General features: G+C 50.6%; 13 protein-coding genes. 7 read left to right on the top strand and 6 right to left on the bottom strand.

Translation table 11 applies throughout. The features are described 5' to 3' along the window. The first annotated feature begins 69 nt into the window (after nucleotides 1–69). Entirely contained in the window at nucleotides 70–1,368 is a 1,299-nt protein-coding gene (gene eno, locus ACLJXE_RS22350) for a phosphopyruvate hydratase (RefSeq protein ID WP_286629632.1), read from the top strand. 54 nt (nucleotides 1,369–1,422) lie between these two features. Here the strand turns inward: eno and ACLJXE_RS22345 are convergent, their stop codons facing one another. Then, nucleotides 1,423–2,532: an SDR family oxidoreductase gene (locus ACLJXE_RS22345; protein WP_410752061.1), complete on the bottom strand. Its 1,110-nt coding sequence runs from the start codon at nucleotides 2,530–2,532 to the stop codon at nucleotides 1,423–1,425. A 428-nt stretch (nucleotides 2,533–2,960) separates the two neighbouring features. Between ACLJXE_RS22345 and queE the strand changes: the two genes are divergently transcribed. Beyond that, nucleotides 2,961–3,632, top strand: coding sequence for a 7-carboxy-7-deazaguanine synthase QueE (gene queE / locus ACLJXE_RS22340; RefSeq protein WP_410752060.1), 672 nt, complete (start codon nucleotides 2,961–2,963; stop codon nucleotides 3,630–3,632). A 38-nt stretch (nucleotides 3,633–3,670) separates the two neighbouring features. Here queE and ACLJXE_RS22335 read toward each other — a convergent pair whose 3' ends face one another. Both ACLJXE_RS22335 and ACLJXE_RS22330 read right to left on the bottom strand, forming a co-directional pair. Continuing rightward, complete coding sequence (locus ACLJXE_RS22335; RefSeq protein ID WP_410752059.1) at nucleotides 3,671–5,149, bottom strand: FGGY-family carbohydrate kinase; 1,479 nt, start codon at nucleotides 5,147–5,149, stop codon at nucleotides 3,671–3,673. Nucleotides 5,150–5,175: 26 nt separating this feature from the next. Further along, nucleotides 5,176–6,474: an MFS transporter gene (locus tag ACLJXE_RS22330; protein WP_286629636.1), complete on the bottom strand. Its 1,299-nt coding sequence runs from the start codon at nucleotides 6,472–6,474 to the stop codon at nucleotides 5,176–5,178. 318 nt (nucleotides 6,475–6,792) lie between these two features. Between ACLJXE_RS22330 and ACLJXE_RS22325 the strand changes: the two genes are divergently transcribed. The 5 genes from ACLJXE_RS22325 to ACLJXE_RS22305 are packed head-to-tail and all read left to right on the top strand — an operon-like array spanning nucleotide 6,793 to nucleotide 12,111. Next, nucleotides 6,793–7,578 (top strand): SDR family oxidoreductase, encoded by a 786-nt coding sequence (locus ACLJXE_RS22325; protein ID WP_016154226.1) that lies wholly within the window; start codon nucleotides 6,793–6,795, stop codon nucleotides 7,576–7,578. Between the two features lie 57 nt (nucleotides 7,579–7,635). Continuing rightward, nucleotides 7,636–9,090: an FAD-binding oxidoreductase gene (locus tag ACLJXE_RS22320; RefSeq protein WP_410752058.1), complete on the top strand. Its 1,455-nt coding sequence runs from the start codon at nucleotides 7,636–7,638 to the stop codon at nucleotides 9,088–9,090. Nucleotides 9,091–9,093: 3 nt separating this feature from the next. Then, nucleotides 9,094–10,500, top strand: a complete 1,407-nt coding sequence (locus ACLJXE_RS22315; protein ID WP_410752081.1) for an MFS transporter — start codon at nucleotides 9,094–9,096, stop codon at nucleotides 10,498–10,500. Continuing rightward, entirely contained in the window at nucleotides 10,478–11,260 is a 783-nt protein-coding gene (locus ACLJXE_RS22310; protein ID WP_410752057.1) for an electron transfer flavoprotein subunit beta/FixA family protein, read from the top strand. The genes ACLJXE_RS22315 and ACLJXE_RS22310 overlap by 23 nt, the downstream gene beginning before the upstream one ends. After that, nucleotides 11,257–12,111: an FAD-binding protein gene (locus ACLJXE_RS22305; RefSeq protein ID WP_410752056.1), complete on the top strand. Its 855-nt coding sequence runs from the start codon at nucleotides 11,257–11,259 to the stop codon at nucleotides 12,109–12,111. Before ACLJXE_RS22310 ends, ACLJXE_RS22305 begins: the two co-directional genes overlap by 4 nt. Here the strand turns inward: ACLJXE_RS22305 and ACLJXE_RS22300 are convergent. Genes ACLJXE_RS22300 through ACLJXE_RS22290 form a run of 3 tightly spaced genes read right to left on the bottom strand, consistent with a single transcriptional unit; the run spans nucleotide 12,108 to nucleotide 14,222 of the window. Beyond that, entirely contained in the window at nucleotides 12,108–12,683 is a 576-nt protein-coding gene (locus tag ACLJXE_RS22300; protein ID WP_410752055.1) for a glycerol-3-phosphate responsive antiterminator, read from the bottom strand. The genes ACLJXE_RS22305 and ACLJXE_RS22300 overlap by 4 nt on opposite strands. A gap of 16 nt (nucleotides 12,684–12,699) precedes the next feature. Beyond that, nucleotides 12,700–12,960: a 4Fe-4S dicluster domain-containing protein gene (locus ACLJXE_RS22295; protein ID WP_286629641.1), complete on the bottom strand. Its 261-nt coding sequence runs from the start codon at nucleotides 12,958–12,960 to the stop codon at nucleotides 12,700–12,702. Then, nucleotides 12,951–14,222, bottom strand: a complete 1,272-nt coding sequence (locus ACLJXE_RS22290; RefSeq protein ID WP_410752054.1) for an FAD-dependent oxidoreductase — start codon at nucleotides 14,220–14,222, stop codon at nucleotides 12,951–12,953. The genes ACLJXE_RS22295 and ACLJXE_RS22290 overlap by 10 nt, the downstream gene beginning before the upstream one ends. Between the last annotated feature and the right edge of the window lie 66 nt (nucleotides 14,223–14,288).

The following is a 14,288-nucleotide window of genomic DNA, read 5'->3' as shown; positions in this document are numbered from 1 at the left end:
CGGCAATGCACCCATCAGGGTGCATTGTTTGTCTGGAGTTTTAGTTTAACTTGTACTGAGGAAAACCTAATGTCCAAAATCGTTAAAATCATCGGTCGTGAAATCATCGACTCCCGTGGTAACCCGACTGTTGAAGCCGAAGTACACCTGGAAGGTGGTTTCGTTGGTATGGCAGCAGCTCCGTCAGGTGCTTCTACTGGTTCCCGCGAAGCACTGGAACTGCGCGATGGCGACAAATCCCGTTTCATGGGTAAAGGCGTACTGAAAGCTGTTGCAGCTGTAAACGGCCCGATTGCTCAGGCTCTGCTGGGTAAAGATGCTAAAGATCAGGCTGGCATCGACAAGATCATGATCGATCTGGACGGTACTGAAAACAAATCCAACTTCGGTGCAAACGCCATCCTGGCTGTGTCCCTGGCGAACGCCAAAGCAGCAGCTGCTGCTAAAGGCCTGCCGCTGTATGCACATATCGCTGAACTGAACGGTACTCCGGGCAAATACTCTATGCCGGTTCCGATGATGAACATCATCAACGGTGGTGAGCACGCTGACAACAACGTCGACATCCAGGAATTCATGATTCAGCCTGTTGGCGCTAAAACCCTGAAAGAAGCTGTACGTATGGGTTCTGAAGTGTTCCACAACCTGGCTAAAGTTCTGAAAGCCAAAGGTATGAACACTGCTGTTGGTGACGAAGGTGGCTATGCGCCGAACCTGGGTTCCAACGCTGAAGCTCTGGCTGTAATCGCTGAAGCGGTTAAAGCAGCAGGCTACGAGCTGGGCAAAGACATCACTCTGGCGATGGACTGTGCAGCGTCTGAATTCTACAAAGACGGTAAATACGTTCTGGCTGGCGAAGGCAACAAAGCGTTCACCTCCGAAGAATTCACTCACTTCCTGGAAGAACTGACCAAACAGTACCCGATCGTCTCCATCGAAGATGGTCTGGACGAGTCTGACTGGGACGGTTTTGCATACCAGACAAAAGTACTGGGCGACAAAATCCAGCTGGTTGGTGACGATCTGTTCGTAACCAACACCAAGATCCTGAAAGAAGGCATCGAAAAAGGCATCGTTAACTCCATCCTGATCAAATTCAACCAGATCGGTTCTCTGACCGAAACTCTGGCTGCGATCAAAATGGCGAAAGATGCTGGCTACACTGCTGTCATCTCTCACCGTTCTGGCGAAACTGAAGATGCTACCATCGCTGACCTGGCTGTTGGTACCGCTGCAGGCCAGATCAAAACAGGTTCTATGAGCCGTTCTGACCGTGTTGCTAAGTACAACCAGCTGATTCGTATCGAAGAAGCTCTGGGTGAACACGCTCCGTACAACGGTCGTAAAGAGATCAAAGGTCAGGCTTAATCCTGTTCTTTCTCTGATTTAAAAATGCCAGCCTTCGGGCTGGCATTTTTTTGCCTATTTGAAATCAACGGCCATCTGTTCGGGAATAGTCAGCCCACGTGTCGTCTGCACACAGCGCTCAATGTAATCGGTAAAACGCGGCGGCTTCGGCATCCCCATGCTGAGCAGCTTATCATTGCTGAATCGCACGTTCAGCGTGGCAAACGCACCGTACAGACGCATGGCTTTAAGCATCAGTCGTTCGTTGCAGGGGCCAAAAATATTCTTCAGTTCACGGCGCATCTGGACCAGCGTTTCATAGCTGACCTGTGCATATTTATTGCCGACGGGAGCTTGTTCCAGCGCAGATGCCATCGCGCTATCAATATCTGCAAACCTCACGCTATTTTCTTCTCCTGCTGAGATGTGCACCACTTCACCGCGAGCGAGCGGACTGCTCAGCAACATCAGCAATGCATCGGCGCAGTAATCAACCGGGATCACGTCAATACGGTCTTCCATCGAACACATAAATTTTTGCAGCATCAGACCCATGCTGAATACCCAGAAAATACTGCTGGAGGGTTGGCAGCCATGATGAGTGTGGCCAACAACGATAGAAGGCCGCGCGATAACCAGTGGTAATGTTGGGCATTCCTGTTGCATCAGACGCTCTATTGTGGATTTAGAGTGCGTATATTCAACCAGGTGCTCAGCACGTTCGCGAAATTCTGCACTTTCTGCCACCAGTGAATCGGGTTCTGGGGAACATGACATCGCTGTACCAACATGAAGAAAACGCTGAAGACTGCCGACACAGGCCATTCTCCGGGCGAACTTCAGCGTTCCTTCGACATTTACTTTCCAGATAAGCGGATTGTTGCCAAATGAGGCGACGGCGGCGCAGTTGATGACATGAGTAACCTGGTCCAGACGCGGGTCGTTAAGAAACGCTTCGGGTTCTACCAAATCACCCAACAGAATATTCCGCGGGCTAAGTGCGGCCAGTTTTTTTTCTGCAATATTGAATTTTCGCAGATTTTCCTTTATCCGTTCCAGCGCAGATACATCATTATCGGCACGAACTAAAAGCAGCAGATTAAATCCATTTGTCTGATTCAGAATGTTTTCTAAAACGGCTCCGCCCAAAAAACCGGTTGCGCCAGTAATTAATAGTGTATTCATGAATGTAGTCTCATTAGGGAGGTGACTGGATTCTAGGCGCGGATAATTAAACGGAGATTAAATGGAAAATTAGCGTAACTTTAAGTTTCTTAAGCCTATTTTAATATAAAAAGATACCGCGGATCAAATTTGACTATACGTGATGATAATAAATTCATAATTTTATGTATCCGTTTGTACATGCTTGAAATATTTTACTTTTAAAATATTTATACTATTTTTATAAGGTTGTTATAAAAAATGTTTTGTTACATCAAAACGCTGCCTGAACAGCGATGAAATTAAATCACAGCTATTAGAACATTGCAGGCGTAAATACGAGATAATGTTTCATGATTTTTTAACTCAGGGGACAGCGCAGTCGGGGGCAAGACCTGAGCGTGCAAATCTGCAATAATACGCGTTCATAACCCTAAACAGAGATGACTATGCAGTACCCGATTAACGAGATGTTCCAGACCCTGCAAGGTGAGGGTTACTTTACCGGCGTCCCCGCCATTTTTATTCGTTTACAGGGATGCCCGGTTGGCTGTGCCTGGTGCGATACCAAACACACATGGGATAAGCTTGAGGATCGGGAAGTCTCCTTATATAGCATCCTGGCTAAGACCAAAGAGAGTGATAAATGGGGCGCGGCGAGCAGTGAAGATCTGCTGGCTGTTATTCAGCGTCAGGGCTATACCGCCCGACACGTGGTGATCACCGGCGGTGAACCCTGCATTCATGACCTGATGCCGCTGACCGATTTGCTCGAAAAGAACGGCTTTAGCTGCCAGATTGAGACCAGCGGGACACACGAAGTTCGCTGTACGCCGAATACCTGGGTGACGGTATCGCCGAAGGTGAATATGCGTGGCGGGTATGACGTACTGTCACAGGCGCTGGAGCGCGCCAATGAAATCAAGCATCCGGTGGGTCGCGTTCGCGATATTGAAGCGCTGGATGAACTGCTGGCCACGTTAACCGATGATAAACCACGAATTATTGCGCTGCAGCCAATCAGTCAGAAAGAAGATGCTACGCGTTTGTGTATTGATACCTGTATTGCGCGTAACTGGCGTTTGTCGATGCAAACGCATAAATACCTGAATATTGCCTGATATTTTGCCGGGTGGACATTTTCCGCCCGGCATGCACGCTATGCGTTCGACCAGCTTTGAATGGATTCGACGCTATCCAGATTGCCATGCAGCACTTCATACGATTTTTTCAAAATCACATCGGTGTGTTGAGTTAAATCCCGGAAAATCCCTCTATTCAATGCTTCATAGCGTCTGGCATTACTCTCAATCGGCATAAACACATCTTTCACCCGTACCATTTTTTCAATTGCGGTCTCATAGTCCGGATACAAGCCAAGCCCGACAGCCGTGTTGATTGCCGCGCCCAGGCTTGCACAACCGTTAATGGCATTACGTTTTGCCGGAAGGTTGAATACGTCAGCGAAGATTTGCATAAACAGATCGCTGTTTGAACCACCGCCGGTGATGATCACCTGTTTAGCAAAGTGGTTCATTTCAGTGCACATATTGTCGTAGTTGTTTTTCAGCGTCAGCGCAACGCTCTCCAGAATAGAACGGTAAATCCAGGCATAGTCCATGCTGGAATCAAAGCCTATCATGAGCCCTCGTTTAAACGGTTCCCAGGGATTTGTCAGCCAGTCGAGTACGGTCATCAGGCCATTACAACCTGGAGGGACATTGGCCGCTTTCTTGTTCAGCAAATCCTCTGGCGATAAATCCTGCGCTTTCGCATCCTGGAGCAGCGACTCCCCCAACATATCCCGCAGCCAACTAACCGTCCACATGCCCTTGCGAATGCCATAGCCTTCATAAAGCAGGGTTTCTGGAATAGAGGACATAATCGGCCAGTAAGCGAGTGGATCTTTGGGCAACGCTTTGCCGTTCATCATCAGGGCGATATAGGTTCCTAATGAGATCACTGCAGTTTCGTTATCCAGTAATCCTGCGCCCAGGGCTTCTACCGGCTTGTCGCTGGTGGTGCAAACGACCGGCAATCCCACCGGGAAGTGTGTTGCCTTTGCGGCTTCCTGGGTGAGGTGTCCGAGAACTGTTCCTGGCATCTGGATATCAAACAGCATCTTGCGCGGAATATTGAATTTCTTCATCACCTCAGCATCATCGCTCCATGCCCAGGTTTTGTAATCCACTGGCCACTGACCAAAGTAGTTAGCAATATTGTCTTTAAATTCGCCGGTTAAGCGATGTGACAGATAACCCGAAAACGAGGTGACGTAAGCTACATCAGCGTGGGTGTGTTCATAGGGACGAGTAACGCGTGCATCCTGCCAGCTAATCAGCGGGGCGGCGGGCGTACCGTCGGCTTTGAGCAATGCGCGACAACAGCGAATTGAACCTAGCCCAATGCCGACGATGTCTTTTTTGTCTCCGCTGAACTGGCTCATTAGGTCTTTGCCTGCAAAGCATAATGAGGTCCACAAATCATCATCAGGATGCTCTGCCGTATCGGCGTCCGGGGTGAGCATCGGTTGCAGGAGTCCTTTTCCTTCACAAACGACGTTACCATCCAGATCGTACATCACGACCTTAGTGCTCTGACTTCCACCATCAATTCCAATGATGTATTTTTTCGACATTGTGATTCTCCTTTAATTATCCATCTTCACTCGCCGGAGGTTTCTGCGGCCAGTGGTGTTATCTTTTCCGGTGTGGCGTTGGTGGTACGGATTTTGCGAGACAGTAGAAAGGTAAACAGGACAACCATGCATAGCGCCGCCAGTCCCATTAGCCACATGTTGCGGTAAGCTTCCGCTGGCGGAAGCGTGTCCTGCCAGTGACCGACGATTGGGTAGACAAAAACGTCGGGCAAAAAACCAATAACCGAACAGATCCCCACGGTGGTACCCATAATGTAAGACGGCGTTCTGGCTTCGCCTGGGCATGCCCAATACAACCCGCGTGAGGCGTAGCAGGTGAAGCCTAGTAGCAGAATCAAGCCAATTCCCATAACGACAGATTGCGGATTTGTGTTGGTTATTAGCAACGCAACCAGCGTTATGACTCCAACAATTGAGAGCAACTGAACCACGCGAGTTGGCGATTTGATTTTGCTGTAGGTCGTGATGATGCCGCCCAAAGGGCCGCAGATGGCGCGGAAAATTTTGTTAATCACAATGCCCATGTAGCTCGCGGCCACCAGAGACATACCGTACATTTCGGTCAGATAGTTAGTGGAGTAACTCAGGATGGCGTAGATCGTAAAGACGCCGAAAATGACCATGCTGCAATACCAGGTGGTACTGATACGCAGTACCGCGAGAACATCGCTGAGCTGGAAGGATTGCTTTTCTTCTTTCGCACTGTTGCTATGAACGTTACCGTCGCTCACGAAGAACCAGCACAAAATTCCCAGCAGGATGTAGATCACGCTGTAAATCAGAATTACGGCTTTCAGGCTATTGCTGTCGTCCGGTGCGAAGCGAGAAAAGACCCACATGGTAAAGACCGCCAGCGACATAACGCCGACGCCGCGCAGTCCTTCCATCCAGCCCATGATTTTCCCTTGTTCGCTGTGGTCACCAAGCAGCGATGCGGCTTTAATTGAAACCGACCACAGCATCAGAATCGTCGTAATAGCGAACGCGACTTGAATACAAAGCATGACCCATAATGGAGGATAGGTCATCATCAGTAGACCAAGCAGCCCGGTAATAATCATTGCTGAAGTAATCATTTTACGATGGGAAAATTTATCGGCAATAACTCCGCTGGGTGCATAAAGAACAATAGCGGCAATACCGAAAGTACTCATTATTAGTCCTATTTCGGTATTGCTAAATCCCATGAATTTTGCCATGGGGATTTGATAGATATAGCGTAAATAGGCAAGGTCAAAACTTACGCCACCGCTAAAACTAATAATAGCGAGAGTAATCCAACGGCGATATGATTGGTGTTGCATATCTAATTCCCATTTGTATAGACGAAAAAAAGAGAAAAGTAAGCCGCCTTTTCAGGAGGATTACTTTTCTCTGGTCTCTAGTAATTACAATTAGGAATATCATGGAAGCGGTATTTAGAGTGTGAGAATAATCACGCTTCTTGTTTTTCTTCACTATTAATAAATGAGTAAAGTATCTGTGATATTGATCACGTTAGATAATTTACTGCTGTGATAAAAATTTATTCCAGTTACCAGAGATAATGAGAAAGGTGACTTCCCTCTTGCAGGGGAAGTCACCTTTCTTTTTTTTTTGCCTAAAGGAATTTGGAGCTAACTATGTCGATTGAATCTCTCAACGCATTCTCAATGAATTTTTTCTCCCTGAAAGGGAAAACGGCAATTGTGACGGGGGGCAACAGTGGCCTGGGGCAGGCTTTCGCGATGGCGTTGGCAAAAGCCGGTGCTAACCTGTTTATCCCAAGCTTTGTAAAAGACAATGGTGAAACAAAGGAAATCATTGAGAAACAGGGTGTTGAAGTTGAGTTTATGCAGGTGGATATCACCGAGAAAGGTGCGCCGCAGAAGATTATCGCTGCCTGTTGTGAGCGCTTTGGCACTGTAGATATTCTGGTTAACAACGCCGGAATTTGTAAGCTGAATAAGGTTCTTGACTTCGGTCGTGCGGACTGGGATCCGATGATTGATGTCAACCTGACGGCGGCGTTTGAACTGAGTTACGAAGCGGCAAAAATTATGATTCCGCAAAATAGCGGTAAAATTATTAATATTTGTTCCCTGTTTTCTTATCTTGGTGGACAGTGGTCTCCGGCTTACTCAGCAACCAAACATGCGCTGGCTGGTTTTACTAAAGCATATTGTGATGAGCTTGGACAATATAATATTCAGGTTAACGGTATTGCGCCGGGGTATTATGCAACCGATATTACGCTGGCCACGCGCAGCAACCCAGAAACAAACCAGCGGGTACTGGACCACATTCCGGCCAATCGTTGGGGTGATACCCAGGACTTAATGGGCGCTGCAATATTCCTTGCCAGCCAGGCATCTAATTATGTTAACGGTCATTTACTGGTCGTCGATGGTGGTTATTTAGTTCGTTAGTATTTGTCTGGTGGTTTTTAACTTCATTATTCTGTTAATTATCAGGAAGGAATAGCTATGCCTTTATCTCGAGAAGCGATTATTGACCAGTTAAAAGAGATTATTGGGTCTGAGCGCGTAATTACCGATGAAACCGTATTAAAGAAAAATAGTATTGACCGTTTTCGTAAATATGCGGATATTCACGGCGTTTACACGCTGCCCATCCCGGCGGCCGTGGTTAAACTCGGTTCGACAGAACAGGTTTCCCGCGTTCTGGCATTCATGAATCAGCATAAAATCAATGGCGTACCGCGGACCGGCGCATCTGCGACGGAGGGCGGTCTGGAAACCGTTGTCAAAGACTCCGTGGTACTGGACGGTGCCGGGATGAACCAGATCCTGAGTATTGATATTGAGAATATGCAGGCGACGGCACAGTGTGGCGTTCCGCTAGAGATTCTGGAAAATGCGCTGCGTGAAAAGGGCTATACCACCGGACATTCGCCGCAGTCTAAGCCGTTGGCGCAGATGGGCGGTTTGGTTGCAACGCGTAGTATCGGACAGTTCTCCACGCTGTATGGCGCAATTGAAGATATGGTTGTTGGTCTGGAGGCTGTATTGCCAGACGGTACGGTGACTCGCATTAAGAACGTACCGCGCCGGGCTGCCGGGCCGGATATTCGCCACATCGCTATCGGCAACGAAGGCGCACTATGCTATATCACTGAAGTCACAGTGAAAATATTTAAGTTTACGCCGGAGAATAACCTTTTTTACGGCTACATTCTGGATGACATGAAAATCGGTTTCGACATCCTGCGAGAAGTGATGGTGGAAGGCTACCGTCCCTCCATTGCGCGTCTGTACGATGCGGAGGATGGCACCCAGCATTTCACCCATTTTGCCGACGGTAAATGTGTGTTGATCTTTATGGCTGAAGGCAATCCACGGCTGGCATATGCGACTGGCGAAGGTATTGCGGAGATCGTGGCGCGTTATCCACAATGTAAGCGTGTGGACAGCAAGCTTATCGAGAACTGGTTTAACCATCTGAACTGGGGCCCGGAAAAAGTGGCTGCCGAACGTGTGCAGATCCTGAAAACCGGCAATATGGGCTTTACGACGGAGGTCTCCGGTTGCTGGAGCTGCATCCATCAAATCTACGAAAACGTGATCAACCGTATCCGCGCCGAGTTCCCGCATGCGAATGACATTACCATGCTGGGTGGTCACTCATCCCACAGTTATATCAACGGTACCAACATGTACTTTGTGTATGACTACAACGTTATGGACTGCAGGCCGGAAGAGGAGATTGATAAGTACCACAACCCGCTCAACAAGATCATTTGCGAAGAGACGATCCGTCTTGGCGGCTCTATGGTGCATCACCACGGTATTGGTAAGCACCGCGTTCACTGGAGCAAACTGGAACACGGTAGCGCATGGCCGCTGCTGGAAGGTCTCAAACGCCAATTTGATCCAAACGGTATCATGAACGCGGGGACGATCTACCCGATTGAGAAATAAAGAATCAAGCGGCTTCTCGGCTGGGAAGTCGCTTCTTTACCGGACAATGAAGGGGTAGACATGAACACTTCACCGGTGCGAATGGACGATTTACCGCTAAACAGTTTCCACTGTCGTATTGCTGCATTGACCTTTGGTGCGCATCTGACTGATGGCTATGTTCTTGGCGTGATTGGCTACGCCATTATCCCGTTAACGCCGGCCATGCAGTTAACGCCCTTTATGGTGGGGATGATTGGTGGCTCAGCGTTGCTGGGGCTTTTTCTCGGTAGCCTGGTGTTAGGATGGGTGTCCGATCATATCGGTCGGCAGAAAATTTTCACTTTCAGCTTTGTATTGATAACCGCCGCCTCTTTTTTACAGTTTTTTGTGACAACACCAGAACAACTAATTGGTTTACGCATCCTGGTTGGTATTGGGCTGGGGGGCGATTATGCCGTGGGTCACACGTTGCTGGCCGAGTTCTCGCCGCGCCGTCATCGGGGGATTTTACTGGGGGCATTTAGCGTGGTATGGACCATCGGCTATGTACTGGCAAGCCTGGCGGGACACTATTTTATTCTGGAGAACCCAGATGCCTGGCGCTGGCTGCTGGCCTCGGCGGCGCTTCCCGCACTGCTGATTACGTTGTTACGCTGGGGGACGCCGGAGTCACCACGCTGGCTGATGCGTCAGGGACGCTTTGCTGAAGCCCACGCCGTGGTGCATCGCTATTTTGGCCCGGACGTTTTGCTTGGCGATGAGGTGGCTGTGGCCTCCCATAAACATATAAAAACGCTCTTTTCCACTCACTATTGGCGAAGAACCGTGTTTAACAGCGTGTTCTTTGTTTGTCTGGTGATCCCATGGTTTGTGATCTACACCTGGCTGCCGACTATTGCGCAGACTATTGGTCTGGAAGACGCGCTCACCACCAGTCTACTCCTGAATGCGCTGCTAATTGTTGGTGCATTATTGGGCCTGGTATTGACACATCTGCTGACGCATCGCCGGTTTCTGCTCGGCAGTTTTTTGCTGCTTGCTGTAACGCTTTTTGTGATGGCTTTTTTACCGCCCGGCAATCCTCTGACGCTGCTGTTTTTTGTCCTGTTCAGTACCACGATTTCTGCCGTCAGTAATTTAGTTGGGATCTTGCCTGCCGAAAGTTTCCCGACGGATATCCGCTCGCTGGGCGTTGGGTTTGCGACGGCGATGAGCCGACTTGGCGCGGCAATCAGCACGGGTCTGCTGCCATGGACGCTGGCGCAATGGGGAATGCAGGTCACGTTGCTGCTGTTGACGGGCGTATTACTGATTGGATTAGTGGTGACCTGGCTATGGGCACCGGAGACGAAGGCATTGCCGCTGGTGGCTGCCGGGAGCGTGGACAAAAAACAGGGAGGTGTAAATGAACATTCTGTTAGCGTTTAAAGCAGAACCGGATCCCGGCATGCTGGCCGAAAAAGACTGGCAGGCCGCAACGCAAGATTCCTGCGGCCCTGATACCGCGATGCTGCGCTGCTCTCCTGGTGCAGATGAACAGGCGGCTGCCGCATTGCTACTGGCTCAACGCGGTGGCGGCTGTGATATGACATTGACGGCTTTAAGCATTAGCGACGAGCGAGCGCTTCACTGGTTGCGCTATTTTGCTGCGCTGGGTTTTGATAAGTCGGTGTTGCTACAAACGACAGCGGATCTGCGTTTCGCTTCGGCGTTCATCGCCCGTCAGATTGCTGACTGGCAGCGCAATCACGACGCGGATTTGATTGTCACTGGTTGTCAGAGTAGTGAAGGGCAGAACGGGCAGACGCCGTTTCTGCTGGCTGAAATGCTGAGCTGGCCCTGTTTAACCCAAGTGGAGCGCTTTACGCTTGAGCCGCCTTTTATCGTTGTTGAACAGCGAACGGTAACCGGGCTTCGTCGCAGCCGGGTAAGGCTTCCGGCGGTGATTGCAGTCAGACAATGCGGGGAGGTTGCGCTTCCGGTTCCTGGGATGCGCCAGCGTCTGGCGGCGGCAAAAGCGGAGATTGTGCGCCAGTCAGTGTCCCGTGATGAAATCCCGAACGTTCAATGTCAGAAGCTGGCGCGGCCTGAGCAGCGGCGCAGCGCCACAATTATTGACGGTTCCTCGGCGCAGGTTAAAGCCCGGATATTGTGGAATGACTATTTGCGCCAGAGGATGCAGCCATGAAGATAGCGATTATCACAGAATCTCGCGAGTGTAATGCTATATCAGGCTGGCTTGCACAGAATGATCTGAATATGGCTGAGCTGGAGCGCTGGGTTATCGACCCCGTCCCAGATGTCGCGGAGCAGGTGCTGGATGTACTGGCAACGCAGTGGTCGCTGACGCCTGCTGATATCCTGATTTTTCCGGCTGGGCCACTTGGCGATGAGCTTGCCACGCGACTCGCATGGCGTCTGCAAGGCGGTTGCGTATGCCAGGTACAGACTCTGGATGCACAACAGGGTCTGGTGACGAAATCTCATTGGGGGAATGCGTTGACGGCAACGTTACACATCGCTGCGCATCCGTTGTGCCTGTCATTGGCGAGGCAACCTGAAGTTAGCGCAGTGGGCAAGACATTGCCCATGATGAGAGAGCATCAGATTGTGCCGATAGCCTCTCCGGACTGGCTGGATTGTGTAGAAAGCGCAAGCAGCGTCAGTACGCATCCTCTGTTGCAGGCCAGTCACGTGCTGGTGGTCGGGCAGGGGGGAAGCGATGTCGATGCCGATAAAATTACCGCGCTTGGTCAGGCGCTTGACGTCGAAGTGGGATACAGTCGTGCACGGGTGATGAACGGCGGCTTTGACGCTGAACGCGTGATGGGTATCTCCGGTCATTTAGTTTCGCCGGATGTCTGCATTGTTGCGGGGGCCTCTGGTGCAGCGGCGTTAATGGCCGGGGTTCGCCAGAGCCGGTTTGTCGTGGCGATAAATAATGACGCCAGTGCGCCTGTTTTCTCGCAGGCAGATGTTGGGATTGTGGATGACTGGCTGCCGGTGCTGGAGGCATTGGCAGCCTGGGCGGAAACTTAATTCAGCTTTTTGGCTAGCGTCCAGACGTCGGTGTTGGTGGTAGACAGTGCAGCCACACCGGCTTTCATCGCATTGCGGGCATCCTCTTCATCACACACCAGGCCTCCGGCAATCAGTGGCTGGTGTATTTTTTCCGTCACCCATCCCAGCACTTTCGGCATACAGCCAGGCAGGATCTCAATGCAGTCCGGGTTTGACTGAGCCACCTGTTTATCAATGTTGTGGAAAGAGATGGAGTCGACGATAAACAAGCGATGGATACAGAAAAAGCCTTCTGCTCGTGCCGCTTTCAGCATTGACGCTTTGGTACTGATGATGCCGTCCGCCTCAGTGACCAGCTTCAGAAATTGAATCACCACCTCTTTATTGGACGCGCCTTCCAGCAGATCTACGTGGATAAACGCGTATTTTCCTGCATTTTTTATTTTCTTCACGATGTTGCTGATGGTGCAGATATTGCCGTACAAAACAGAGATGAACTGGCATTCAGAGTCGATGGCTAATTGCAGACTGGCGTTATCTTTTACGGCGGCAATTACCGGATTCTGGCGGAGCAGGTGTAACAGGGGCATAAATTATCCTTATAAATTAGCCAAATCGATAGGTGATGCCAAATCCCGATGCTGGATAGCGCCACTGTTGCAGCGTTTTTTCATCACATAGCAGTCGGCAGGTGCCACACTCCAGGCAGCCGTGAAAGTCGATCTGCAATTCGCCTTGCTGTGTGCGGGAAAATAGCCCGGCAGGACAAGCTTTGATCAACAGTTCTGCCATTTTGCTGTCAACAACGGCAGCAGGAACGATATGTGAAATGTCGGCGGGACGCCAGAGGTTGCGGGCTACAGACATCGTAAGCTCCTGATAATATCACCTGCCCGATGGCGCAGGCCGTGACGACGAAACTGACGCCAGACGACCTGACGCAACGGCGCTACCGGATGACCACCCTGATGCCAGATCTCGCGGGAAATATCCTCCATCAGCGCGGGCCACTGATGATACCATCCGGGACGCTGGAGCAGCGCCGGAACATGCTGGTAGCGTTGCAGAACCTCCCACAGCAGGCTGCACTGAATGTCCTGATGGTAAGTCGGAAACAGGTTTTGCGGTTCGCTTTTCCGGCAGGCGTTAATCAATGTCTGGGCCGCAGCCTGAGCGCCAATAAGCGCCATATCCATGCCGCGTATGGAGAAACCGGTATTAACACAGCTACGTAACGCATCGCCCACCAGCAGCCAACCTTCTCCGGCGTATTGCACGGGCAGACTGTGCAAACCGCCTTCGGGGACCAGATGTGCGCCATACTCCAGCGTTTCGCAGCCCCTGAGCAGCGGGTGTAGCGCCGGATGCGTCTTGAGCCGTTCCAGTAAAATGCCTGCCGGAAGGTCGCTTTGCGCAACAGAAGAAAGCGGGCAAACGATACCTAAAGAGAGCGTTTCCTGGTTAGTATAAAGAAATGCTCCACCGGGCAGTTTGCCGCAAATCTCTCCGCTGAACAGCATTGCGGCACCTTCGTCTTTGGATAAGCGGAAACGCTCTTCAAGCAGTGATTTATCCAGCGCCAGTGTTTCTTTAATTCCCAACGCCATGGCATTTGCTGAAGGGCGAGGCAGAAAACCATAACGTTCTGCCAGCACGCTGTTCGCCCCCTCAGCCAGCACCACATAGCGGGCGCGTAGCGTCTCGTTATCGGCAATGACGCCGCATATTCTTCCCTCTTCAATATGGAGAGCTTCAACCGTAACACCGCAGATAAACTGTACGCCTTCGGCTTCAGCCTGCGCGACAAACCACGGATCGAAGCGGGCGCGCAGCAGGCTCCATGAGTCTCCATCCGGCCGCAGGCTGGAGTATGTGGTGGCACCATCATGGGTTAATAGCGTGAGGTTTTCCTGGGTAATGCGGCGTTCAAGTGGCGCAGATTGTTGGAAGCGGGGAAGGAGTTCACCGAGTGCGTGGCAGTACAGACGCCCGCCGGAAAGATTTTTACTGCCGGGAAGTTCACCGCGCTCAAGCAGCAGAACTGAAAGCCCGGCACGTGCGCAACGTAAAGCACAAGCGGTGCCTGCTATCCCTGCACCGATGATAATAATGTCGAAATCGTCAACCATGTTGTGCTCCAGATATCCAGAGCACATAACCCTAACAGAATGTTAGTTAAGGAATATTGACCGCTG

Origin of the sequence: Citrobacter sp. U14242 (assembly GCF_046555775.1) — a bacterium.
GTDB lineage: Bacteria > Pseudomonadota > Gammaproteobacteria > Enterobacterales > Enterobacteriaceae > Citrobacter.
Note: the sequence above shows the minus strand (reverse complement) of the source record. Positions and strands in the feature narration are given on the sequence as shown.